Here is a 21,813-nt window from a genome sequence, read left to right on the forward strand (position 1 = left end):
TCTGATCAGTGCGCTACGGAAGGGAAAGCATCAACTGTCTTTTTCCGTACGGATGTACAGCATCCTGCCGTCATGGGGCAGTGTGGTCCCGCCCGCCGCGAGGTCGGACGCGATCCGCACCGCACCGTGCAGCGGGTCGCCCTCGGCGGGGATTTCCCGCGCGTGCGGAAGCAGGCGCGCCAACTCCGCGCGGACCGGCGCGAGTAGAGGTTCGCCCATCTTGAACAAGCCACCCGTCAGCGCCACTTCGCAGGGACCGGAGGCGGGGGACACGGCCGCCGCCGCTTCCGCGATGTGCGTCGCCGCGGCGCGCAGAATGCCGGCCGCGACCTCGTCCAGGGGTGCGCAGGCGGCGACTTGAGGGGCGAAGGAGGCGAGCACGGCGGGCCGGTCGGTGCGCGGGTAGAGCTTTCCGGGAAGGTCTCCGGCCGGGCCGAACATCTCCTCCGCGCGCGCGAGGAGCGCGGGCGATCCGCCACGGCGTCCGTCGAACGCGCGCATCGCCGCCTCCAGTCCGGCCCGCCCGATCCACGAGCCGCCGCCGCAGTCGCCGAGGAGATGACCCCAGCCGTCGGCGCGGTGCCAGGCGGTGAGATCGGTGCCGACGGCGATCATCCCGGTGCCCGCGGCGACGACCGCGCCGGGCCGGTGCCCGAGCGCGCCCGCGTACGCGGTGACGGCGTCGGCGGCCAGGGCGAGGCGCCGTACGCCCAGCTCCTTCGCGAGGGCGGCGGGCAGTTCGGCGCGCAGGGCGTCGCCGAGGGTCGCCATCCCGGTGGCGCCGATGGCCACCGCCCGCAGCCCGGTGGCGCCCGCCGCGCGCAGCAGACCGTCCGCCATGGGCAGGAGCTGGTCGAGGAGGTGCCCGGGGTCGATACCGCTCGGGCCGGTGCGGACGGGCTCGGCCGAGGTCACGGGCGCGGTACGCGCGACACCGGCCACGGCGACGACGGCCCGCAGCCCGGAGCCGCCGGAGTCGACGGCGAGCACGGCGCCCGGTGCCTCGAATGGTGTGTCGGCCGACGGGCCGGCCGGCCCGTCGCCGGGCGCGGTCTCCGTCACGGCAGCTGCCAGTCCACCGGCTCCGCACCCTGCCGGGTCAGCAGGTCGTTGGCGCGGCTGAACGGGCGCGAGCCGAAGAACCCGCGGTCCGCCGACATCGGCGAGGGGTGCGCCGACTCGACCGACGGATAATCCCCGAGCAGCGGGCGGGCGTTGCGCGCGTCGCGGCCCCACAGGATCGACACCAGGGGCCGGCCGCGCTCGGCGAGCGCCCGGATCGCCTGCTCGGTGACCTCTTCCCAGCCCTTGCCGCGATGGGCGGCGGGCCGCCGGGGCGCCGTCGTGAGCGCCCTGTTCAGCAGGAGCACGCCCTGGCGGCTCCACGGGGTGAGATCGCCGTTGGACGGCTGCGGAAGGCCCAGGTCCGTGTTCAGCTCACGGAAGATGTTGATCAGGCTGCCGGGCAGCGGGCGCACTTCGGGCGCCACGGAGAAGGAGAGCCCCACGGCATGCCCCGGGGTGGGATACGGGTCCTGCCCCACGATGAGGACCCGGACCTCGTCGAACGGCTGCTGGAACGCCCGCAGCACATGTGCGCCGGCGGGCAGATACGTACGGCCCGCGGCGATCTCCGCGCGGAGGAAGTCCCCCATCTCGGAGATCCGTCCGGCCACCGGTTCCAGGGCCTTCGCCCAGCCCGGTTCGACGATGTCGTGCAAGGGTCGTGGTGCCACGCGGCCGTGCCCCCCAGAAGTCTCAGATCGGTAAGTCCACCCACGTGGATCGCCGTTCACCCACGCGGCTCGAAGAGTACCGCCGAGTGACGGTGCCCCTTTCCCCGGGACGGTCACGCCGGGCCCCCGGCGCGACGCCCCCGAGGGCCCGGCAGATGCACTCCACGCGTTTGCAGTACGGGCAGACGGGGACCACGGTGATCTCCTTCCCAGGACACCTGGTGTCGTTTGTTGATACCTCCCTTAGGAATACGGTTCAGGGCCTGTGAAGGTTTCGAAAGAGAATGAAGAGTCGATGATGTTTTTCGTCACGTCTGTTTTCGGACGTGATGGCCGAACTCGTCCTGTGTCGCTGCCTGTTACGCGGCGACTGCGGCCCGCACGCACAGAACGTCCGGCAGATGCGAGGCCAACTGCCGCCATCTGTCCCCGTCGTCGGCCGATGCGTACACTTCGCCGTTGCGATTGCCGAAGTACACTCCCGCCGGATCCGCGTCGTCCGTGCAGAGCGCGTCCCGCAGGACCGTCCCGTAGTGGGCGCCTTCGGGCAGCCCCGCCGACAGCGGCTCCCAGCTCTTCCCGGCGTCCGCCGTGCGGTACACACGGCAGCGGTGATCGGCGGGCACCCGGTCCGCGTCCGCGTTGATCGGGTAGACGTACGCCGTGTCGCCGCGGTGCGGATGGGTGGCCGCCGCGAAGCCGAACGTCGACGGCAGCCCGGAGCCGATGTCCGTCCAGTGCGCGCCCTTGTCGTCGCTGCGGTACACACCCCAGTGGTTCTGGAGGTACAGCCGGTCCGGGTCGCCCGCGTCCTGTGCGATCTTGTGGACGCACTGGCCGAACTCCGGGTTCGGATCGGGCAGGAACACGGCCGAGACGCCCGCGTTCGACGGAGACCAGCTCGCTCCGCCGTCCTCGGTGCGGAACACACCCGCGGTCGAGACGGCGACCGTCACGGCGCGCGGGTCGCGCGCGTCGGTGACGACGGTGTGCAGCCCCTCACCGCCGCCGCCCGGCACCCACCGCGACCGGGTCGGGTGCTCCCACAGGGGCCGGACCAGCTCGAAGCTCTCGCCGCGGTCGTCCGAGCGGTACAGGGCGGCGGGTTCCGTGCCCGCGTACACGACGTCCGGCTCGGCGGCGGCCGGGTGGAGCTGCCACACCCGCTCCAGCGAGGCGAGGGTGTCCGGGGGGAACTTCACCGCGGGGCGCGCCGGTTCGGTCCAGGTCCGGCCGAGGTCGTCGGAGTGGAACACCGAGGGTCCCCAGTGCGCGCTGTCGCCGCCGACCAGCAGCCGGGGCACGGTGGCTCTGGTGTCGATGGCGATCGAGTAGATCGCCTGCGCGTTGAAGTACGGAGCGTCGTCGAACTCCCACGCACCGCCGCGCCTGCGGCCGATGAACAGCCCTTTGCGGGTACCCACCGCGAGCAGTACTTCCGTCATGCCGACCACCACCGGGACGCCGTTGTCACCGTTCTCTGGACAAGGGCCAGTTTGCACCGCACCACTGACAGTGAGCGCGACGACGACGTTTCCGCAGGTGACAGCGGTGAGAGTGGTGCCGGCCGCGAGTGTGGTGGCGGCGGTGACGGCGCGGTGCCGGGGGTGACCGCGGCGGTGCGCCGGTGCCCGCCGGTCTCAGCGCAGTGCCGCCGCCACGTCCGCGACGGCCTCCGGCCCCACCCGGCAGCAGCCGCCGATGAGCCGGGCCCCCGCCGCCCGCCACCCGGCGACCCGCGCGGCCGTGAAGCGCGACGGTCCGTACCAGGCGCGGCGCACCGGGTCCCAGGACTCGCCGCTGTTCGGATAGACGACCACCGGCTTCCCGGTGATCCGGGCGGCCAGGGCCACCGCCGCGTCCGCGTCACCGGGAGCGCAGCAGTTCACGCCGACAGCGATCACCTCGTCCGCGTCCGCCGCGAGCGCGAAGGCGTCGGCCAAGGGCTGCCCCGCGCGCGTACGGTCGCCGCTGACGCTGTACGACAGCCACACGGGCAGCCCGATGCCCCGTACCGCACGCAGCAGGGCGCGGGCCTCGTCGGTGTCCGGGACGGTCTCCAGGGCCAGCGCGTCGGGCGCGGCATCGGCGAGCGTCTCGATGCGGGGGCGGTGGAAGCGCTCCAGTTCGCCGACGGTCAGCCCGTACCGCCCCCGGTACTCGGAGCCGTCGGCGAGAAACGCGCCGTACGGGCCGACCGACGCGGCCACCCACCGGGGGCCGGGGCCGGGCGCCTGGCGCGCCGCCTCGCGCGCGAGGGCGACGCTCGACCGCAGCAGCTCGGCGGTGCCCGCCCGGTCGATGCCACGCCGGGCGAAGCCCTCGAAGGTCGCCTGATAGCTCGCGGTGATGGCGACCTCGGCGCCCGCCTCGTAGTACGCGCGGTGTGCGGCGACGATCGCGTCGGGCCGGTCGGCGAGCAGCCCGGCGGACCACAGGGCGTCGCTCAGGTCGTGCCCGGCGTCCGTGAGCTGGTTGGACAGCCCGCCGTCGAGCACCACGGCGCGGCGGCCGACGGCTTCGGTGAGTGCGGCCCCGGCCGCTCCGGCCGCTCCCGGGATCTCGTCCACGTGTCCGACGCTAACCGACCGCCGCGCCGGCCAGGGCCTGTCCTGTGCGGGGCGGGTCTCAGACGGACCGGTGGTACTGCGGCGGTACGTGCACATCACCGCCGAGTGTGCGGGCGGCGTGCCGGGCCCAGGAGGGATTGCGCAGCAGTTCACGGCCGAGGAGCACCGCGTCGGCCTCGCCGTTGGCGACGATCTTCTCGGCCTGCTCCGGGTCCGTGATCAGACCGACGGCGGCGACCGGCAGACCCGTCTCGGCCCTGACGCGCGCCGCGAAGGGCACCTGATAGCCGGGGCCGACGGGGATGCTGACCCCGGCCGCGTTGCCGCCGGTGGACACGTCGAGCAGGTCCACGCCGTGATCCTTGAGGAGGGCGGCGAAGCGGACGGTGTCGTCGGCGGTCCAGCCGTTCTGGTCCAGCCAGTCGGTCGCCGAGATCCGGAAGAACAGCGGCTGGTCGTCCGGCCACACCTCGCGGATCGCGTCGACCACTTCGAGGGCGAAGCGGACCCGGTTCTCGAAGGAGCCGCCGTACGCGTCGGTGCGGCGGTTGGAGTGCGGCGACAGGAACTGCCCGATCAGGTAGCCGTGCGCGCCGTGCACCTCGGCGACCCGGAAGCCCGCGTCGAGCGCCCGGCGCGCCGCGTCCGCGAACTGCCCCACGATCGCCCGCAGCTCCTCCACGGACAGCTCCGCGGGCACCGGGTAACCCTCGTCGAAGGGGACCGCGCTGGGCGCGAGCGTCCGCCAGGCACCCGTATCGGCGCCGAGCGGTCCACCGCCGGTCCAGGGCCGTCCGGTCGACGCCTTGCGCCCTGCATGAGCGAGCTGGATCCCAGGAACGGTGCCCTGCGAGGTGAGGAAGGCGACGATCCTGCGGAACGCCTCGACCTGCGTGTCGTTCCAGACGCCCAGGTCCGCCGGGGAGATCCGGCCCTCGGGGCTGACGGCCGTCGCCTCGACGAGGATCAGGCCCGTACCGCCCACGGCCCGTGCCGCGTAGTGGGCGAAGTGCCAGTCGTTCGGCACGCCCGCGTCCGGCCCCGACAGCTCGGCGGAGTACTGACACATCGGCGCCATCCACACACGGTTGGGGATGGTCAGCGATCGCAGCGTGCAGGGCTCGAACAGTACGCTCACGGCGGACTCCAATTCATCATGGGGGCACGGGAGTACGACCCGGGCAGGCACCGCCCGGTGCGGTCGCGGGCTTCTGGTTGTACGATAGACCTCGTACTACGGTGAATGTCAAACTACGATGGGTCTCGTACTACGGGGATGGGTCTCGTACGACCGGACGGCGGGTCCCGGCCCGGCGCACCGGACCTTCCCGCGAAACCCTCCCGACGAAGTGGAGCCGCTGTGACGACCGCAGCCCCCAGCCGCGAACTCGCGCACCCCGGCCGCGAGGACATCCGTCTCGAAGGCGTGCTCCACGCCCTGGCCGACCCCATGCGCCTGCGCGTCGTACGGGAGATCGCCGAGGACGGCGGCGCGCTCTCCTGTTCGCACTTCGACCTGCCGGTCACCAAGTCGACCACCACGCACCACTTCCGGGTGCTGCGCGAGGCCGGGGTCATCCAGCAGACCTACCAGGGCACCGCCAAGATGAACGGGCTACGCCGGGCCGACCTGGACGCCCTGTTCCCCGGCCTGATCGACAGCGTCCTCGCGTCCGCCGCCCGGCAGGCCGCCCGTATCGGCGACAACTGACCCCTTCCCGGCATCCGCCGGTACCGTCTTGGTGCCCGGCAGGTGGTTGAACAGCAGATTCAGGGCGATCGCGGTGACACAGCCCGCGCTGATCCCGCTGTCCATGACTGTCTGGAACCCGTCGGGGAACTTCGCGTAGATCTCCGGCACCCCGACCGGAAGCACGCCCACCGCCACCGACACGGCGACCACGGTCAGATGGTGGTTGTCGCGGAAGTCGACCCGGGCCAGCGTCCGCAGCCCGCTCGCCGCGACCGTCCCGAACATGACGAGCCCCGCGCCGCCGAGCACCGGCGCCGGAATCGCCGCGACCACCGCGCCCAGCTTCGGGAGCAGACCGAGCAGCACCAGCATGCCGCCGGCCGCCGCGACCACCCAGCGGCTGCGCACCCGCGTCATGCCGACCAGACCCACGTTCTGCGCGTACGCGGTGTACGGGAAGGTGTTGAAGACCCCGCCGAGCACCGTCGACAGGCCGTCCGCGCGCAGTCCGTCGGCGAGCGCCCGCGGCTTCACCGGCCGGTCCGTCAGCTCGCCCACCGCGATGAAGTCACCCGTGGTCTCGACCATCGCCACCAGCCCCACGATCAGCATCGACACGATGGCGGCGCCGTGGAAGGTCGGCGCCCCGAAGTGGAACGGCGTGCTGACGCCCAGCCAGTCGGCGTCCCCGACCCCGCCGAAGTCCGTGAACCCGGCCGGTATCGCGACCAGCACACCCACGACGATCCCGACGAGCACGGCGACCCGGCTCAGGAACGGCGGCGCGAACCGCTGCACCGCGAGCACCACGACCAGGACGAGCGCCGCGAGGCCGATGTTCCGCGGCGCCCCGAAGTCCGGCGAACCCGCCCCGCCCGCCGCCCAGTTGCCCGCCACCGGGAGCAGCGAGACGCCGATTATCAGGATGACGGTGCCGGTGACCAGCGGCGGGAAGAAGCGCAGGAGTCTCCCGAAGACGGGCGCCAGCAGCATCATCGCCAGCCCCGTGACGATCACGGCGCCGTAGATCGCGGGCAGTCCGCCGCCGGTCGTCCCGATCAGCACCATCGGTGAGACGGCCGCGAAGGTGCAGCCCTGCATGATCGGCAGCCGGATGCCGAACCGCCAGAGGCCCACGCACTGGATCAGCGTCGCGATCCCGCACACCAGCAGATCCGCGGTGATCAGATACGCCAGATCCGCGGGCGGCAGCTTCATCGCACCGCCGACGATGAGCGGCACGGCGACCGCGCCCGCGTACATCGCGAGGACGTGCTGAAGCCCGAAGGCGGTCAGTTGGCGGAGGGGCGGGACCTCGTCGACCGGGTGCACGGGTGGGTGCGCGGATGGGGGCAGGGGTGTTTCGACCGTTGGGTGTACGGCTGGTCGTTCGGCGTCGGCCGGGCGCGCGGAATCCGGGGTCGTCATGGGCTCTCCAGGGGCAGGGACCGGGACTGCCCGCGACCGTAGACCGCTTGAACAGTTTGTTGATTTCGGCCCTGTTGCCGGGAGGTGTCTCCCTCAGCGGGTCTCGCAGGCCCCCTGAACGGCCGGCGCTCCACCCCGTGCCGCCGCACCTTCCGCCGCCGTCATCAGCGCGTCCCAGTCCGGCAGCTTCACCACGCCGCGCCCCAGCGACGCGCCCCACTCGGCCTCGGCGCGCTCGATCGCCTGCCAGCCCGGCCACTCCACCGGCCGCAGCCCCGCGTCCCGCAGGACCTCCAGGGGATCGGGCAGCGGTCCCCTGGCCAGCAGGGCGGGCGCGTCCGCGAGCAGGGACAGGGCGGTCTCCTTGGCGCACGGCCGGTTCGTGCCGATGACACCCGTGGGGCCGCGCTTGATCCATCCGGCGACGTACTCACCCGGCGACACCGGCGCCTCCGCCACGGGAACGCCCTCAGGGCCCCGTACCACCCGCCCCGCGCGATGCGGCACCGTCCCGAGGCGGGCGTCGAACGGCAGCCCGGCCAGCGGAACCCCGCGGTAGCCGACCGAGCGCAGTACCAACTGCGCCGGGATGTCCTCGTACCGCTCCGTGCCTGTCACCCCGCCCTGCCCGTCCGGCGCGGTCCGTTCGAAGCGGACCGCGCCGACGCGCCCCGCCTCCTCGATCAGCGCCACGGGCCGCAGGAAGAACCGGAGCCTGATGCGCCGCGTGTGCCCGCGCGCGGGGCGCTCGGCCCAGCCGCGCAGGACCTCGACATTGCGCCGCTGCACCGCGGGCAGCCCGGACGGATCGGCGTACGCCGGGTCGAGGGCCAGCTCCGCCGGGTCGACCACGACGTCCGTGTCCGGCAGGGCGCCGAGTTCGCGCAGCTCCTTGGTGGTGAACCTGGCCTGCGAGGGGCCGCGCCGGCCCACCATCTGGACCTCGCGGACCTGGCTCGCGCCGAGTGCGTCGAGCGCCGCCTGCGGCATGTCCGTGGGCAGCAGTTCGGTGACCCCGCGCGCGAGGATGCGGGTCACGTCCACGGCGACATTGCCCACGCCGATGACGACGGCGGACCGCGCGCCCCGCAGGAAATCGTCCTGAGCGGTGTCCGGGTGCGCGCTGTACCAGGAGACGAACTCGGTGGCCGACCAGCTCCCCGGCAGATCCTCTCCGGGGACGCCGAGCCTGCGGTCGGTGGCCGCTCCGACGCAGTACACGACCGCGTGGTACAGCTCCCGCAGCCGCTCCGTGGTCAGGCCGCCGGGGCCCACATCGACCCCGCCGACGAAGCGCACCCGGTCGTGTTCCAGGACCGTCCGCAGATTGTTCTGGAGAGACTTGATCTTCTCGTGGTCGGGTGCGACGCCGTAGCGCACGAGCCCGTACGGGCAGGGCAGCCGGTCCAGTACGTCGACCCGGACGTCCGGGTCCTGCTGGACGAGGGTCTGGGCGGTGTAGACCCCGCTGGGACCCGAACCGACGACGGCGACCTGGAGCACGGCGGAACTCCCTTCCGCGAGGCGGCCACGGAGAGTGACCGCCCTCTCCTTCAGCATGGCACCCCGAGGGCCGCAAGGGGAGACGCCCGGCCGTGTCAGGCATGTCGCCCGCCCGGATGCCGGGGCGAACCCCGCCTCCGGACGCCGGGTGAGCCACGCCTCCGGACGTCAGGGCATGTCGCGCATCCGGGAGATCTCGCTCGTCTGCTGCGCGATCACGTCATTGGCCATCTCCTCGACCAGGACGTTGTTGCCCTGCCCCAGCACATCCGTGGCCATCGTGAGGGCGCCCTCGTGGTGGGTGATCATCAGCTTGACGAACAACTCGTCGAACGCCTTGCCGCGGGCCGTGCGCAGATTGGCGAGCTGGGTGTCCGACGCCATCCCCGGCATCGCGGCATGGTGCTCGTGCCCGGACGACTTCTCCTCGCGCGCCCCGCCGTTGTTCTTGAGCCAGCCGTCCATCGCGTCGATCTCGGGCCCCTGCGAGGAGGCGATGCGCTCGGCGAGCCGCTTCACCTTGTCCGATTCGGCACGCTTCGCGACGAGCCCGGTCATCTCCAGGGCCTGCCCGTGGTGCTCGATCATCATCTGCACATAGCTGAAATCGGCCGAGTTGGGCTTGTCGTCGCCCTTCCTCTTCGCGGCGTCCGCCGCCGACAGCGTCTCGGCCGCCTCACCGGGCTTGCCCGGGGCGATCACGGACGGTCCCGGCGCCGCCTTCCCCGAAGTGCCGTCGTCGTCGGACCCGCCCCCGGAGTCGCACGCGCCGAGCGCGAGGACGAGCGCCGCGCACGACAGGACGAGCAGCGGCGCGCGCCGGACCCGCGGGGACGCGGCAGGGCCGCTGAGGGGACGGCGACGGGGGGTACGGCGATGGGGCACTGCATCCTCCTGCGGCGTACGGCGAGTTGGGGACCTACGACGTTCGATGTCCGTACTAGCACGGTTCATTGTCCGTACTGGCACGGTTCCTTACGTCAATGATCGAAAACATTGATGACGAGTTCGTTGCCGTCTGTTGATATGTGCATGAGGAAGACGATACTTCGTGTGTCCGTGAACCGTTCCAACGCGGACGGTGAAGAGGGAGGAAGCAGTGACCCTGTTGAACAACCCCCGAACGCGACGCAGACGCCTCGGAGTTGCCGTCGTGGCGAGCGGGCTGCTCGCCGCGCTGCTCACGGCCGCACCCGCGGTCGCGACGCCCGACCCCGGTGACGCTCCGTCAGCGCAGCGTGTGTCGAAGGACGTGGCCGCCGACACCCGCGCGGCCATAGCCGACGGGGACATACCCGCACAGGACGAGATCGTCCACTCCGACAACGTCGAGCACCTGGTCAACATCCCCAAGGACGCCCTGCCCGGCACCAATTCGGACCTCGCCTTCCAGGGCAAGTACGCCTTCGCCGGCAACTACGACGGCTTCCGTATCTTCGACATCAGCAACCCGAAGGCGCCCAGGACGGTGTCCCAGGTGCTGTGCCCCGGCTCCCAGAACGACATCTCCGTCTCCGGGAACCTGCTCTTCCTGTCCACGGACTCCTCGCGCAGCGACAACTCGTGTGCCAGCACGAGCCAGCCCGCGACCGAGAAGTCGTCGTGGGAGGGCATGAAGATCTTCGACATCAGCGACAAGCGCAACCCGAAGTACGTCGCCGCCGTCGAGACGGCCTGCGGCTCGCACACGCACTCGCTGGTACCCGAGCGCAAGGACGTCTACATCTACGTCTCGTCGTACTCGCCGAGCGTGACGTTCCCCGACTGCCAGCCGCCGCACGACGGGATCTCGATCATCAAGGTGCCGCGCAAGGCGCCCCAGAAGGCCGCGGTCGTGAACTTCCCGGTGCTGTTCCCGGGCGAGGGCCCGGACGGCGGTGGCAACCCCGGCGCGCCGACCAACCCGGGCGTCTCCAAGACGACCGGCTGCCACGACATCACCGTGCTGCCGTCCAAGGACCTGGCCGCCGGTGCCTGCATGGGCGACGGCATCCTGATGTCCATCAAGGACCCGGAGCGCCCCAAGGTCATCGACGTCGTCCAGGACAACGTCAACTTCGCGTTCTGGCACTCGGCGACCTTCAACCAGGACGCCGACAAGGTCGTCTTCACCGACGAGCTGGGCGGCGGCGGCGCCGCGACCTGCAACGAGGCCGTGGGCCCCAAGCGCGGCGCGAACGGCATCTACGACATCGTCGGCCGCGGTGACCACCGCAAGCTGGTGTTCCGCAGCTACTACAAGATCCCGCGCCACCAGGCCAGCACCGAGAACTGCGTCGCCCACAACGGCTCGCTGATCCCGGTCAAGGGCAAGGACATCATGGTCCAGGCGTGGTACCAGGGCGGTGTCTCGGTCTGGGACTTCACCGACTCGACGAAGCCGAAGGAGATCGGCTACTTCGAGCGCGGCCCGCTCACCACGGACACCATGACGACCGGCGGCTCGTGGTCGGCGTACTACTACAACGGCTACATCTACTCGAACGACATCGCGAAGGGCTTCGACGTACTGAAGCTGAGCGACCGGCGGACCGACCCCGCCAAGCGCGTCAGGCTGGACGAGCTCAACGTCCAGACGCAGCCGGACTACTTCGACTGACCGGCCGTAACTGACGGCACTGTCCGACGGGTCCTGTTCGACGGCCCTACGTCGGATCCGTGTCGAAGTACCGGGAAAGATCCGGGAGACGCTGCCCACGCGTCCCGCCGGGCGGCTCGCCGCCCGGCGGGGTACCCCGCTCCCACGCCAGCCCGTAGCGCTGGAACAGCTCCGCCCGCATGACCGCCATCGGCATCGGGGCGCCCGGCAACAGGATCGCGAACACCGCGCCCATCAACTGCGCCCGCAGCAGCGGATAATCCCGCTCCGCGGCCGGCGAGCCATGAGCCTCCACGGTGTCGCGCAGCAGCTCCGCGAGCCGCTGCTGCTCAGGGCACCGCACGAACCCCTCGGCCTGGAGGATCCCGGCCATGTGCGTCCGCATCAGCACCGGCCGGTCCCGCGCCAGGCCCAGGATCGCGTCGATCGCCCGTGCCAGCAGCTCCGCGCCGTCCGCGGTGCGCGGCTCCCGCTCCAGACCCGCCTGGAGCGTGCGGTGCATCAGCCGGTGCACCGCTGACTGGACGAGCTGCCGCTTCCCGGGGAAGTAGTACGAGACCAGACCACGCGCGGAGCCCGCCCGATCGGCGATGTCGCCCAGCGTCGTGGCGTCGTACCCGCGCTCGTCGACCAGCTCCACGGCCGCCTGGAGCAACCGTTCGCGGGAACGTCGACGCAACTCTTCATTGACCGACGGGCTGCGCGGGGACATCCTGTACTCCTGCGTTGACTGGCTCTCAGCCAATATACTCAGCGCGGCACGTCCGGCGATCCCTCGGGGCCCCGGACGGGGTCGCTGTCCGTACGGGCGACGCGGGGGATCGTCCGTACGGACAGGGGCCCGGACCTCTGCCTTGACCGCTGCTCGGAGCAGGCCGTGTCCGCTGTCCTGGAGCGCCTGGCGGCCGTTCTTCGCGGGCGGGCGGTGGTCGCTCTTCTCGCGCGATTTCGGCGGCCTCCTTAGAGTGAGGTCCGAGGAGGCGACGACATGGATCAGCAGCAGATCCTCGCCCGGATCACGGCGATGGTCGAGGACGAGCGGGCCCTGCGGTCATCGCTCGCCGCCGGGCGGATCGACAGCTCGACGGAGCACGCACGCCTTGCCGAGCTGGAGCGGGAACTCGACCAGTGCTGGGACCTGCTCAGGCAGCGGCGCGCCAAGTCGGAGTTCGGCGAGAACCCGGACGAGGCGACGGTCCGGCCGTCCCCGGAGGTCGAGGGCTACCAGTCATGAGGGCCGGAAGCGGGAGATTCGCCGTGGGCGCCGGAAGCGGCAGGGCATGAGCGCGGGCGGGCGCGGCAAGGCGTACGCGGGCAAGGGCGTCACCGTCACCTTCGACGCCCGGCGCTGTCTGCACGCGGCGGAGTGCGTCCGTGGGCTTCCCGAGGTCTTCGACACCGCCCGCCGCCCCTGGATCGACCCGGACGGAGCACCCGCCCCCGAGGTCGCCGACGTGATCCGGCGCTGCCCGTCCGGCGCACTCCAGTACACGCTTCCCGACGGCCCCGACGAGTCGCCCGAGACACCGACCACCGTCGTCCGCGCGCCGGACGGCCGGATCGTGGTCCGCGGCGACCTGCGGATCACAGCCCCGGACGGCACGCCGTGGGCCGAGACCCGGGTCACCCTGTGCGGCTGCGGGAACAGCGCGCGGCTGCCGCTGTGCGACCACTCAGGGGAGTGCGGACGCGAAACGTGATCCACGCGCGCGGGGAGGACGGCGTGACCCCGCGCGCGTGACGCGCGCTTGCCGACGGAGCACCCTCAGCTCGCCCTGTCGATAACGTCGTCAGCTCGCCCTGTCGACAAGGTCGAGGACGGGCCGCAGCCCGTCGGGCCGGTCCCGCGCCGGGAGATGGTCCACGAAGTGCACCGCGCAGCCGAGCGCGGTGGCGCCGCCGTCCGCGTGACGGTTGTCGCCGACCATGAGCACGTTCCGCGCGTCGACGTCCAGCGCGTCGCACGCGGCCCCGAAGAGCCGGGGATCGGGCTTCTGGATGCCGTGCTCGAAGGACAGGGCGTACGCGCCGACGTACGCGTCCACGCCGTGCTCAAGGAAGACGGGCCGCAGGTCCCAGCCGATGTTGCTCACCACTGCCACGGCGACACCGCGCGCGTGCAGCCCCTTCAGGACCTCGGCCGCGTCCGGGTAGGGGTGCCACGCGGCCGGTGCCATGTGGCGTTCGTACAGCGCGTCGTGGAGCCCGGCGCCGGGCAGCCGCACCTGGCGCGCGATCCCCGTGTACGCGGCGCGGTGCTGCTCGGAGCCGATGTCCCGGTCGTCCCACACCTGCGTCAGCTCCTCGGGCACCCGTGCCGGGGTGGCTCCGCCGGGCAGTGCCCCCACGGCCTCCAGCTCCGCGCTCAGCCGCGTGAACTCCGCCTCACCCACGGCGGTTCCGGACGCGCCGAGGGCGGCGCGCAGCCAGGAATCGGTGGACTCGGCGCGGAACAGCGTCCCCGAGAAGTCGAAGAGCACACCTTTGATCGTCATGAAGGAGATGCTTCGACGCCGCCGCCCGTCAGGTCAAGTACGCCCGGGTCCCCGCACTTTGGCGTACGAAGCGATGGCCAGGGTCACCATCAGGGTGCCCAGGAACCAGCCGCCGAGCACGTCCGACGGCCAGTGCACGCCCAGCCAGAGCCGGGTCAGCCCCGCCCCGGCGACGGAGACCGCCGCGACGACGACCGCGGTACGCCACAGGACGACGCGGCCCGCGCCGTACAGATGCAGCACCCACAGGAGCAGTCCGCAGACGACGGTCGCCGTCATCGCGTGGCCGGACGGGAAGGCCGCGTAGTGGGCCGAGTCCACCGGGTCGGGCCACACCGGGCGGTCACGGTCGAGCGCGGCCTTGAGGGACTGCTGCACCGCCGTGCCCAGGGCACAGGTCACGGTGATCCACAGCGCGAGCCACCACGCCTTGCGCGACAGGAGCCAGAGCGTGACCGCCGCGGCCAGCGCCCGCATCGTCCACGGATCCCACACCCAGTCCGTCAGCACCCGGTGCACATGGGTCACGCCCGGCTCCGCCACGGCCCACCGGTGCGCCTCGCGCGCGAGGGAGCCGTCGGCGTCCATCAGCGGGCTCCAGCGCAGCGCCACGAGAAGCAGCAGCACGGCGGAGAGCAGGGCGAAGCCCAGGGCGGCGGTGCGCGTGGCGTTCGCGGCGGGCGGCAGCGGCGACGGGTCCGACGGCGACGGAACGGGTGGCTCCGGGAGAGGCGGGGGCGGCGGCGACGGCAGTGACGAAGGCGGTGGTACGGGCGATTCGGCCGGCACCGTGCTCATGGGGCGATCCTCTTCGACGGGCACCCGCGGAGGTTATCCCAGCGCCCGCAGCCCGGGTACGAACGCCACCAGCAGCGGCACCACGGGCACCAGGGCCGCCGCCGCCGTCAACCGCAGCCGGCGCGCGGGCGAGAGCCGCGTCCGGGGCGCGAGCAACCGGTGCACACGCTGCGGCACATGTGCCTGCGGCGTGGGGCAGGGACCGAACACGCCCCGGTCCTCGTTGAGTTCGACGAGCGCCAGCGCAATCGTCAGCCGGCCGAAGCGCCGGGAAGCCACGTCGTCGGCCGCCAACTCCACCAGCCGGTGCATCTCGTCACGGAACGCGGCGAACACCGGGACCTGCGGGAAGCCGTACGCGAGCGCCGCCGAACAGTGCAGCAGCCAGTCGTGCCGGGCCTGCGCGTGCCCCTGCTCATGGGCGAGCACGGCGTCCAGTTGCCGTCCCTTGAGCCGCCGCAGAGCGCCCGTGGTGATGACGAGCTGAGGCGCGGCGCCCGGCAGCCACCAAGCGTCGGGACGGTTGCCCTCAAGCACGACGAGCCGGTCACCGCCCGCCTCTTCGCCGGGCAACAGCGGGGAGCGTACGAGGAGTTCGGCGCGCTGCTTCCTGCGCCGGGCCCGCGCGCCCAGGATCTCGCGGGTCAGCATCGCCGCCGTCCAGGCGCCTCCGCAGGCGAGCAGGACGGCCGTCGTCGCCGCCCAGGGGCCCGTCGTACCGAGTGCGTACGCCTCCACGACGCCGCTCGGCGCGGGCGCGAACAACTGTCCGCGTACCGCGTGCCAGGCCGCCGCGGCGCTCAGCGCCATCGCCAGCGCACAGCAGAGGAGGACGGCCGCCACGACGCACTGCCACACCCACAGCGCCACCACCGGTTCGCGCTCCGGCCACTCGGCCCGCGCGAGGAGCCTCGGCGCGAGGAGGGCGGTCAGAGCGCCGAGCAGCAGCAGTGCCACGGGGACCGTCATGCGCCCAGCCTATGAGGGGCCGACTACTCCAGGGTATGGGCAGTCGCGGCAAGTGACGCAGACCACGGTTTGACGGTGATCTCTGCACCTTTTGAGGGTGTTCGATCTTCGGGGCGCCGGTGCGAGGGGGGCTCCCGGGTGTCGCGGAGGGCTGGGCTCAGAGGTTGATCAAGGTGGTCAGGGTGATCAGAGGGTGAGGAGCATCGCGAACATGGCGATGCCCATGGAGAGTCGGCAGGCCCTCGCGAGTTCGGGCCGGTCTCCCCAGCCGAGGGCCGCGGTGCCCGTGCCGCCGCCGTACTCATGCCCGTATCCCTGCCCCTGCCCGTGTCCCAGGCGCGTGGCGGTCGCGGGTATGAGTCGTGTGCCCGACCTGAGCACATAGGCCGCGAAGTACAGCAGCAGCGCCCCGGTCAGCAAGGGCGTTCCCGACGTGCCGTGCCCCGCGTGCCCGCCGGGTGAGGCGGCCATCACGACCGACATGTACACCATCGCGACCGCGCCCACGAGGTGGTGCAGTTGATGGGCGTCACCCCGGGGCCCCCGCGCGCCGCGCGGCCCGACCCCCGCCACCGACCGCAGTCCGGCCGCCGCGAACACGACCGCGCAGACGAGCCACATCGCGCGCGGGGGCGTCACGAACGCGGCCGGCACCGCCATCGCCGCCATCCCGAACCCCATCAGGGCCTCGGCGCCCGCGGCCCGGCGCTGCTCCTCGACGGCGCTGCGCATCCGCAGCAGACAGTAGGCCCCGCTCGCCGCGCACAGCGCGACAAGGAGCCAGGCGGCCGACGCCGGTGCGTGCACCGCGTACCTCCCCCGCTCGACGGTGTCGGGCGATTGATGCCCAAGCGGTGGACCGGGAAAGCGGGCAAAAGTGAGCGCACAGGCGTACGAGCAGGCGTACGAGGGGGAGCGCTCGGGATCGCGGCGCAGGTGGGGGTGGATCGCGGAGGAGTCGTTCACGAGTAAAATACCTGTTAATCTCTATGGGTGAGTACCCCTCGTCCGGCCGGTGCCACCGCCGTCCCCGCTGCTTCTGCCGCCGTCGCCTCCCGGGCGCCCCAGGTCCGCCGGCTCCCTCTGGCCGGGGTGCTGCGGCTCGGGCGGCCGTCCGACATCTGGTTCAAGCCCGCGCTGAGTGTGGTGGTCGCCGCCGCGGTCCCCAACGTCACGCTGCTCGCCCTCGGCCGCCTCGATCTGGTCACGTACACCATGGCGGGATCGTTCTGTGCCCTGTATGCGCACCACCTCCCGTACGCGGCACGCGCGCGGGTGCTCGCCCTGGTCGTCGTCGGCATGCTGACGAGCCTCTGCGTCGCCCTGCTCACCGCGTCCCTGACCGGTTCGGCGGCCGTGCTCGTGGCCGTCGGCGCGCTGCTCGCCGCCGCGCAGAAGGCGCTCTGCGACGCCACCCGGATCGGCCCGCCCGGCCATCTGATCTTCACCTTCGTCAGCTCCGCGTGTCTCTTCACACCCGGGACGCCCGGCGCGCTCCCCGGCCATCTCGCGCTCGCGGCCGGGGCGGGAGCGGTCGCCTGGCTGGTCGGCATGGCACCCGCCCTCGTACGCCCGCACGGCCCGGAACGGCGCGCCACCGCCCGCGCCCTGAACGCGGCAGCCGCCTACGCGGACGAGTACGGGGTTGACCACGCGGACGGCGGAGGCGCGGACGGGCCCGCCGACATCCCCGCGCGCGGTGCTGCCGACGACGCCCGAGCCCACGCCTTGGTGGCCGTCGACGCCGCCTGGCAGTGCCTCCTCGCGATCAGCTCGGGTCCGCGTACCGACGGCCCGCGCGCACTCGCGTACCACCCCCGCGCGCGTGGCCGCGTCACCCGGGCCGATCGCCGGGACACCGTCCGCCGCGCCCTCGAACGGCTTCTGGTCCACGCCGACGCCGCTCTCGCCGCCCCCGCGCTCACCGATCCGGCGGCCCTGCGCGCGTGGGCGACCGGCCTGCGCGGCACAGGAGCTGTTCCGGACCTCGGAAGCACGGCCGCCGCCGCAGGTGACGGCGGCCTCCTGCGCGTCGAGGCCGCCCACAGCGCGCCCCGGCCGTCCCTGTGGCACCGGATCGGGCCGGGCTCGCCCCTGGCGCCCATAGCGCTGCGGACCGCCGTCGGCTGTGCGCTCGCCGGGTACGCGTCGCTCGCCCTCGGCGTGGGGCGGCCCTACTGGGCGCTGGTCACGGCCGCCTCGCTCTACCAGGCCAACACCACGCTCACCTGGACCCGTGGGGTCCAGCGCCTCGTGGGGAACCTCGTCGGCGTCGCCGCCTTCGCGGCGATCGCGCCGCTGGCCCACCTCGGCCCGGTCGCGCTGGTGGTGTGCTGTCTGCTGCTGAGCTTCGGCGCGGAGGCGCTGATCGCGCGCAACTACTGGCTCGGCAGCGTCTGCGTGACCCCCATGGCGCTGCTCGTCACCGAGTTCGGACGGTTCCAGGGGCCGGGCGAACTGATCACGGACCGCGTCGCCGACACCGCCGTGGGCGCCCTCGTCGGGATCCTCGCGGCCGTCGCGGTCACCAACCGGCGCGCCACCCGCCATGTCGAACGGGCCCTGGACACCGCCGACCGCGCGCGGGAGCACGCCGAACACGCCCTGGCCCGGCGCGACCCCGAACGCGGCACCCTGGAGCGCGCCCACCGGAGCCTGGCCACCGCCCTGGTCGAGCTGCGCGCCACGGCCGATGCCGCGTCCGGCGAGTGGTGGCGGAAAGCGCTGCCCGAGGAGCGCCTCGTACTCACCGAGCGGGTCGGACACCGTACGCTCGCCGCGACGGTTCGAGGGCAGGGGCGGCACGTCCCGGAGGGCGCACAGGCATGACGACGGACAGCGGCCGGGCGGCGGGGGACACCGTCGCCGAGGTGGTGCGGCAGTGGCAGGACGTCCACCCCGGGATCGACACCGGGCCGATGGAGATCATCGGCCGGATCAACCGCTGTGCGGCGCTTCTCCAGCAGGCCGAGGACGCCCCGCTGCGGCGCGCGGGGCTGACCCGCGCCGAGTTCGACCTCCTGGGCGCGCTGCGGCGCACCGGACACGAACTGACCCCCGGCGACCTGGCCCGCGAGACCTTCTCGTCCGGGGCCGCGGTGACCAAGCGGCTCAAGCAGCTCACCGCGCGCGGGCTCGTCGGGCGGCGGGGCGACACCCGGGACCGGCGCGTCGCCCATGTGGCGCTCACCGACGCGGGCCGCGACCTGGTCGACGCCGTCCTGCCCGGACAGCTCGCGTACGAGAAGGCGGCCCTGGCCGGACTCGACACACCCGGCCGCGACGACCTGGCCGCCCTCCTGGGGCAGTTGCTCGCCCAGCTCGAAGGCAGCCTCGGCGGCCCAAGGGCCTGATCCGCCGCGAGGACGCCCACGTACGGGCCTCGCGTGACCTGCCCGTCGGTTTCCCGCCCGGCGGTCTCCGCGGGCGGCCTCACGCCGCCTGACGGCCTCCGTGCGGATCCCGCGGCCCCTGGCTGTCCGAGGCGCCCGGCGGCTCCTCCGGCGTGACGCGGGTCGCGCGCGGGCGCGGGTCGATCCCGGCGGCGCGCAGGAAGTCCGCCGCCGACTGGGCCGCCGCCAGGGAGCGCCGCACCCGGGGCCGCGGTACCGCCGTGGCCAGGCAGATCCGCTCGATCCGCCAGCCGTGCCAGGCCAACTGCCAGACCACGGAACCCAGATGCTCGGGCGGCACCAGCAGCCGCTCCCCGGACAACAGCCGCCGTACGAGGGTGTCCTGCGCCCCGTACAGGGTCCGCAGCGCGCGCCGGAACCTGCGGCGCTCCGACGGTGTGAGGCCACCCCACACGCCCTCCGCCTCCGCGTTGTCCACGGCGTACCGCAGGCAGTCGATACGGATGTCGCAGCCGCCGCAGATGCGTTTGGCCTGCTCGATGGAGTGTTCCCACCGCTCCGACTCCCCGCGAGGGAAGAAGAGTTCGGGTTCCTCGCCGATGCACGCGGCATCCAGGAAGGCGGTGTCGCGGACGGGCGCGCGGTCGCGGTGCGGCCGGGAGACGGTCATCTTGGCTGTGTCCCTTCGGTCGTGCGGTTCTTCTGCCCGGCCCGGCGGTCTCCCGCCGGCGGCCATCACCGGTGGTCGTCCGCCGGGGCCGGGCGGCGTGGCGCGGAGCGGGACGAGCGGTCCTTCGTGCGGTCCGTCGGCGGATTTCGCACCATGCCTCTGGTTGCTTCAACGGATGCGGAGCCGCGCCTGTTCAGCGAACGCCTTCAGATGCCCGGACGGGGCCTTGGCGGACGGACCCGGTCCGGGGCGGAGGGCTGGTGGGTCGCTGGGGCGGATCAGGATCCTGTTGCGTGAGTACGTGCACCATGCGGGCGCCCGCCCGCGCCCGCGCTACCCTCGGCCGGGCACGCCGACACGAGCGCGTCCACGACCACGTGCGGGCGCGCCACCGACAGGCGGGCGCCCACCGACACGAGAGCGGAGACACACGCCCATGGACACCGCCCCGCGCCCCACCACCGGCGACCTCGTCTTCAAGGAGGCCGCCGAGTCCGACGTCGACGCACTCGTCGCCCTGATCGAAGCGGCGTACCGGGGGGACGAGCAGGGCGGCTGGACCACCGAGGCGGACCTGCTGCGCGGACAGCGCACCGACCCGCAGGGCGTGCTCGACGTCATCAAGGCGCCCGACAGCCTGCTGATCGGCGTCGAGCGGGACGGCGATGTCGTCGCCTGCTTCCAGTTGGAACACCGCGGCGACGCCGCGTACTTCGGTATGTTCGCCGTCCGCCCCGACCTCCAGGGCGCGGGCCTCGGCAAGGTGATCATCGCGGAGGCCGAGCGCATCGCGCGCGGGACGTGGGACGCGCGGGAGATGCAGATGACGGTCATCTCGGTACGCGACGACCTGATCGCCTGGTACGAGCGGCGGGGCTACCGCCGTACGGGACGGATGACGCCGTTCCCGTACGGCGACGAGCGCTTCGGCATACCCCAGCGCGACGACCTTCAGTTCGAACTGCTGGTCAAGGCGCTCGACGTCACGCCGTGAAGCGGCCGGTGCGCTTGATCTCCGGGTAGTCGGTCGTCGCGCCGTCCAGCTCCAGGGCGCGGACCAGCCGCAGATGCTCCTGGGTGTTGACGACCCACCCGATGATCCGCAGGTCCGCCTTCCGGGCCCGCTCGACGATCTCCAGCGTCAGCCTGCGGATGTTCAGGACGAGCGTGGTGGCGCCGACGGCGGTGGCCCGCTCCACGACGTCCGTGCCGTACCGGCTGGCGACGAGAGCGGTGCGCACACCCGGGACGAGCCGGGCGATCTCGGCGACGGCCTCGTCATGGAACGAGAGCACCTCGACGCGGGAGACCAGATCGCGCCGGTTCATCACCTCGGCGAGGGCCCGCGCCGCCGCGACATCCTTGATCTCGGCCTGGAGCGGTGCTCTCACCGCGTCGAGGACCTCCTCGAAGACCGGGATGCGCTCACCGCGGCCCGCGTCGAGCGTCCGCAGCTCGGCGAGGGTCTGCTCGGCGATCGGCCCGCTGCCGTCCGTCGTGCGGTCCACGTCGGCGTCGTGCATGACGACGAGAGCGCCGTCCTTGCTCAGATGCAGATCGAGTTCGATGAGGTCGAGTCCCGCGTGCTCCGCTGCGAGGAACGATCGGAGGGTGTTCTCGGGTTCGACACCCATCACTCCGCGATGACCGATGGTGAGGAAGTTCAAGGTTGACTCGCTTCCGTCGACGGCGGCTCTGCTCCCGCGCGGCCGTGGGGAGGCGGGGCCACGCGGCAAGGTCGCAGCCTAATGGCCCGCCACCGCGAGGGAACCGCTCCGGCAGGGCCGAGTGCAGGCATCCGCCCGCTGGTTGACGATCCCGAGGACGAGAGCGGTGACCACGGCGGCGACAAGGACGGCACGGGTACTCACGGGGTGCGGCTCCGATGGTGGCGGGACAGGGGACCGGGCCCCGTCCTACCGGCAGCCGCACCGGGACCGCGAGCCGTGTCACCCGCCGGTGGGCGAGTCCTCCGGGCGTTGACCCAGGGCTGCCCCAA

General features: G+C 72.6%; 23 protein-coding genes. 7 read left to right on the forward strand and 16 right to left on the reverse strand.

The window, feature by feature from the left end; translation table 11 throughout:
- Positions 1-30: 30 nt before the first annotated feature.
- The 5 genes from ACIQNU_RS08855 to ACIQNU_RS08875 all read right to left on the reverse strand — a co-directional run bounded on the left by ACIQNU_RS08855 (position 31) and on the right by ACIQNU_RS08875 (position 5,444).
- Positions 31-1,062, reverse strand: a complete 1,032-nt coding sequence (locus tag ACIQNU_RS08855; RefSeq protein WP_401362957.1) for an N-acetylglucosamine kinase — start codon at positions 1,060-1,062, stop codon at positions 31-33.
- Positions 1,059-1,736 carry a uracil-DNA glycosylase gene (locus ACIQNU_RS08860; protein WP_401362960.1) on the reverse strand — a complete coding sequence of 226 codons (678 nt, stop codon included), beginning with the start codon at positions 1,734-1,736 and terminating at the stop codon, positions 1,059-1,061. Before ACIQNU_RS08860 ends, ACIQNU_RS08855 begins: the two co-directional genes overlap by 4 nt.
- 359 nt (positions 1,737-2,095) lie before the next feature.
- Positions 2,096-3,181 (reverse strand): WD40/YVTN/BNR-like repeat-containing protein, encoded by a 1,086-nt coding sequence (locus tag ACIQNU_RS08865; protein ID WP_401362962.1) that lies wholly within the window; start codon positions 3,179-3,181, stop codon positions 2,096-2,098.
- Between the two features lie 195 nt (positions 3,182-3,376).
- On the reverse strand, positions 3,377-4,297 hold the full coding sequence (mmuM, locus tag ACIQNU_RS08870) for a homocysteine S-methyltransferase (protein ID WP_401364202.1): 921 nt from the start codon (positions 4,295-4,297) through the stop codon (positions 3,377-3,379).
- Positions 4,298-4,364: 67 nt separating this feature from the next.
- Positions 4,365-5,444 carry an NADH:flavin oxidoreductase/NADH oxidase gene (locus ACIQNU_RS08875; protein ID WP_401362965.1) on the reverse strand — a complete coding sequence of 360 codons (1,080 nt, stop codon included), beginning with the start codon at positions 5,442-5,444 and terminating at the stop codon, positions 4,365-4,367.
- A 222-nt stretch (positions 5,445-5,666) separates the two neighbouring features.
- Between ACIQNU_RS08875 and ACIQNU_RS08880 the strand changes: the two genes are divergently transcribed.
- Complete coding sequence (locus ACIQNU_RS08880; RefSeq protein WP_401362968.1) at positions 5,667-6,017, forward strand: ArsR/SmtB family transcription factor; 351 nt, start codon at positions 5,667-5,669, stop codon at positions 6,015-6,017.
- Here ACIQNU_RS08880 and ACIQNU_RS08885 read toward each other — a convergent pair.
- The 3 genes from ACIQNU_RS08885 to ACIQNU_RS08895 form a co-directional block, all read right to left on the reverse strand.
- The gene (locus ACIQNU_RS08885; RefSeq protein ID WP_401362971.1) at positions 5,922-7,427 is read right to left on the reverse strand and encodes a nucleobase:cation symporter-2 family protein; all 1,506 of its coding nucleotides are present in this window, start codon (positions 7,425-7,427) and stop codon (positions 5,922-5,924) included. The two genes, ACIQNU_RS08880 and ACIQNU_RS08885, sit on opposite strands and share 96 nt — an antisense overlap.
- A 93-nt stretch (positions 7,428-7,520) precedes the next feature.
- On the reverse strand, positions 7,521-8,930 hold the full coding sequence (locus ACIQNU_RS08890; RefSeq protein ID WP_401364205.1) for an FAD-dependent oxidoreductase: 1,410 nt from the start codon (positions 8,928-8,930) through the stop codon (positions 7,521-7,523).
- Positions 8,931-9,098: 168 nt separating this feature from the next.
- Positions 9,099-9,815, reverse strand: a complete 717-nt coding sequence (locus ACIQNU_RS08895) for a DUF305 domain-containing protein (RefSeq protein ID WP_401362974.1) — start codon at positions 9,813-9,815, stop codon at positions 9,099-9,101.
- A gap of 214 nt (positions 9,816-10,029) precedes the next feature.
- Here ACIQNU_RS08895 and ACIQNU_RS08900 point away from each other — a divergent pair, with 214 nt between their 5' ends.
- Positions 10,030-11,529 (forward strand): LVIVD repeat-containing protein, encoded by a 1,500-nt coding sequence (locus tag ACIQNU_RS08900; protein WP_401362977.1) that lies wholly within the window; start codon positions 10,030-10,032, stop codon positions 11,527-11,529.
- A gap of 46 nt (positions 11,530-11,575) precedes the next feature.
- On the opposite strand, the gene ACIQNU_RS08905 is transcribed toward ACIQNU_RS08900, so the two are convergent.
- Complete coding sequence (locus ACIQNU_RS08905) at positions 11,576-12,241, reverse strand: TetR/AcrR family transcriptional regulator (RefSeq protein ID WP_401362980.1); 666 nt, start codon at positions 12,239-12,241, stop codon at positions 11,576-11,578.
- Positions 12,242-12,517: 276 nt separating this feature from the next.
- Between ACIQNU_RS08905 and ACIQNU_RS08910 the strand changes: the two genes are divergently transcribed.
- Together ACIQNU_RS08910 and ACIQNU_RS08915 are read left to right on the forward strand one after the other, a co-directional pair.
- Positions 12,518-12,763, forward strand: coding sequence for a DUF2630 family protein (locus ACIQNU_RS08910; RefSeq protein WP_401362982.1), 246 nt, complete (start codon positions 12,518-12,520; stop codon positions 12,761-12,763).
- 46 nt (positions 12,764-12,809) lie between these two features.
- Positions 12,810-13,229 (forward strand): (4Fe-4S)-binding protein, encoded by a 420-nt coding sequence (locus ACIQNU_RS08915; RefSeq protein WP_401362985.1) that lies wholly within the window; start codon positions 12,810-12,812, stop codon positions 13,227-13,229.
- Between the two features lie 90 nt (positions 13,230-13,319).
- Here the strand turns inward: ACIQNU_RS08915 and ACIQNU_RS08920 are convergent, their stop codons facing one another.
- From ACIQNU_RS08920 to ACIQNU_RS08935, 4 genes are all read right to left on the reverse strand, one after another.
- Positions 13,320-14,024, reverse strand: coding sequence for an HAD family hydrolase (locus ACIQNU_RS08920; protein ID WP_401362988.1), 705 nt, complete (start codon positions 14,022-14,024; stop codon positions 13,320-13,322).
- Between the two features lie 33 nt (positions 14,025-14,057).
- On the reverse strand, positions 14,058-14,822 hold the full coding sequence (locus ACIQNU_RS08925) for a phosphatase PAP2 family protein (protein WP_401362991.1): 765 nt from the start codon (positions 14,820-14,822) through the stop codon (positions 14,058-14,060).
- 33 nt (positions 14,823-14,855) lie between these two features.
- Positions 14,856-15,791 (reverse strand): M56 family metallopeptidase, encoded by a 936-nt coding sequence (locus ACIQNU_RS08930; RefSeq protein ID WP_401362994.1) that lies wholly within the window; start codon positions 15,789-15,791, stop codon positions 14,856-14,858.
- Between the two features lie 186 nt (positions 15,792-15,977).
- Complete coding sequence (locus ACIQNU_RS08935) at positions 15,978-16,598, reverse strand: DUF5134 domain-containing protein (RefSeq protein ID WP_401364207.1); 621 nt, start codon at positions 16,596-16,598, stop codon at positions 15,978-15,980.
- Positions 16,599-16,883: 285 nt separating this feature from the next.
- Here ACIQNU_RS08935 and ACIQNU_RS08940 point away from each other — a divergent pair, with 285 nt between their 5' ends.
- Both ACIQNU_RS08940 and ACIQNU_RS08945 read left to right on the forward strand, forming a co-directional pair.
- A complete protein-coding gene (locus ACIQNU_RS08940; protein ID WP_401364210.1) occupies positions 16,884-18,620 on the forward strand; it encodes an FUSC family protein in 1,737 nt (578 codons plus the stop codon).
- Positions 18,617-19,144, forward strand: coding sequence for a MarR family winged helix-turn-helix transcriptional regulator (locus tag ACIQNU_RS08945; protein ID WP_401362997.1), 528 nt, complete (start codon positions 18,617-18,619; stop codon positions 19,142-19,144). Before ACIQNU_RS08940 ends, ACIQNU_RS08945 begins: the two co-directional genes overlap by 4 nt.
- 79 nt (positions 19,145-19,223) lie before the next feature.
- Here the strand turns inward: ACIQNU_RS08945 and ACIQNU_RS08950 are convergent, their stop codons facing one another.
- Positions 19,224-19,814 (reverse strand): WhiB family transcriptional regulator, encoded by a 591-nt coding sequence (locus tag ACIQNU_RS08950; protein WP_401363000.1) that lies wholly within the window; start codon positions 19,812-19,814, stop codon positions 19,224-19,226.
- A 436-nt stretch (positions 19,815-20,250) separates the two neighbouring features.
- Between ACIQNU_RS08950 and ACIQNU_RS08955 the strand changes: the two genes are divergently transcribed.
- On the forward strand, positions 20,251-20,808 hold the full coding sequence (locus ACIQNU_RS08955; RefSeq protein WP_401363003.1) for a GNAT family N-acetyltransferase: 558 nt from the start codon (positions 20,251-20,253) through the stop codon (positions 20,806-20,808).
- On the opposite strand, the gene ACIQNU_RS08960 is transcribed toward ACIQNU_RS08955, so the two are convergent.
- Both ACIQNU_RS08960 and ACIQNU_RS08965 read right to left on the reverse strand, forming a co-directional pair.
- Positions 20,798-21,481 (reverse strand): glycerophosphodiester phosphodiesterase, encoded by a 684-nt coding sequence (locus ACIQNU_RS08960; RefSeq protein WP_401363006.1) that lies wholly within the window; start codon positions 21,479-21,481, stop codon positions 20,798-20,800. The genes ACIQNU_RS08955 and ACIQNU_RS08960 overlap by 11 nt on opposite strands.
- 78 nt (positions 21,482-21,559) lie before the next feature.
- The gene (locus ACIQNU_RS08965) at positions 21,560-21,685 is read right to left on the reverse strand and encodes a hypothetical protein (RefSeq protein WP_401363009.1); all 126 of its coding nucleotides are present in this window, start codon (positions 21,683-21,685) and stop codon (positions 21,560-21,562) included.
- Between the last annotated feature and the right edge of the window lie 128 nt (positions 21,686-21,813).

The organism is Streptomyces sp. NPDC091292, assembly GCF_044757265.1.
Lineage (GTDB): Bacteria > Actinomycetota > Actinomycetes > Streptomycetales > Streptomycetaceae > Streptomyces.

Excerpts from the sequence above, each read along its gene's own strand:
- ACIQNU_RS08865 (WP_401362962.1), bottom strand. The coding sequence starts at position 3,181 with ATGACGGAAGTACTGCTCGCGGTGGGTACCCGCAAAGGGCTGTTCATC.
- ACIQNU_RS08885 (WP_401362971.1), bottom strand. The coding sequence starts at position 7,427 with ATGACGACCCCGGATTCCGCGCGCCCGGCCGACGCCGAACGACCAGCC.
- ACIQNU_RS08905 (WP_401362980.1), bottom strand. The coding sequence starts at position 12,241 with ATGTCCCCGCGCAGCCCGTCGGTCAATGAAGAGTTGCGTCGACGTTCC.
- ACIQNU_RS08910 (WP_401362982.1), top strand. The coding sequence starts at position 12,518 with ATGGATCAGCAGCAGATCCTCGCCCGGATCACGGCGATGGTCGAGGAC.
- ACIQNU_RS08915 (WP_401362985.1), top strand. The coding sequence starts at position 12,810 with ATGAGCGCGGGCGGGCGCGGCAAGGCGTACGCGGGCAAGGGCGTCACC.
- ACIQNU_RS08920 (WP_401362988.1), bottom strand. The coding sequence starts at position 14,024 with ATGACGATCAAAGGTGTGCTCTTCGACTTCTCGGGGACGCTGTTCCGC.
- ACIQNU_RS08925 (WP_401362991.1), bottom strand. The coding sequence starts at position 14,822 with ATGAGCACGGTGCCGGCCGAATCGCCCGTACCACCGCCTTCGTCACTG.
- ACIQNU_RS08930 (WP_401362994.1), bottom strand. The coding sequence starts at position 15,791 with ATGACGGTCCCCGTGGCACTGCTGCTGCTCGGCGCTCTGACCGCCCTC.
- ACIQNU_RS08945 (WP_401362997.1), top strand. The coding sequence starts at position 18,617 with ATGACGACGGACAGCGGCCGGGCGGCGGGGGACACCGTCGCCGAGGTG.
- ACIQNU_RS08950 (WP_401363000.1), bottom strand. The coding sequence starts at position 19,814 with ATGACCGTCTCCCGGCCGCACCGCGACCGCGCGCCCGTCCGCGACACC.
- ACIQNU_RS08955 (WP_401363003.1), top strand. The coding sequence starts at position 20,251 with ATGGACACCGCCCCGCGCCCCACCACCGGCGACCTCGTCTTCAAGGAG.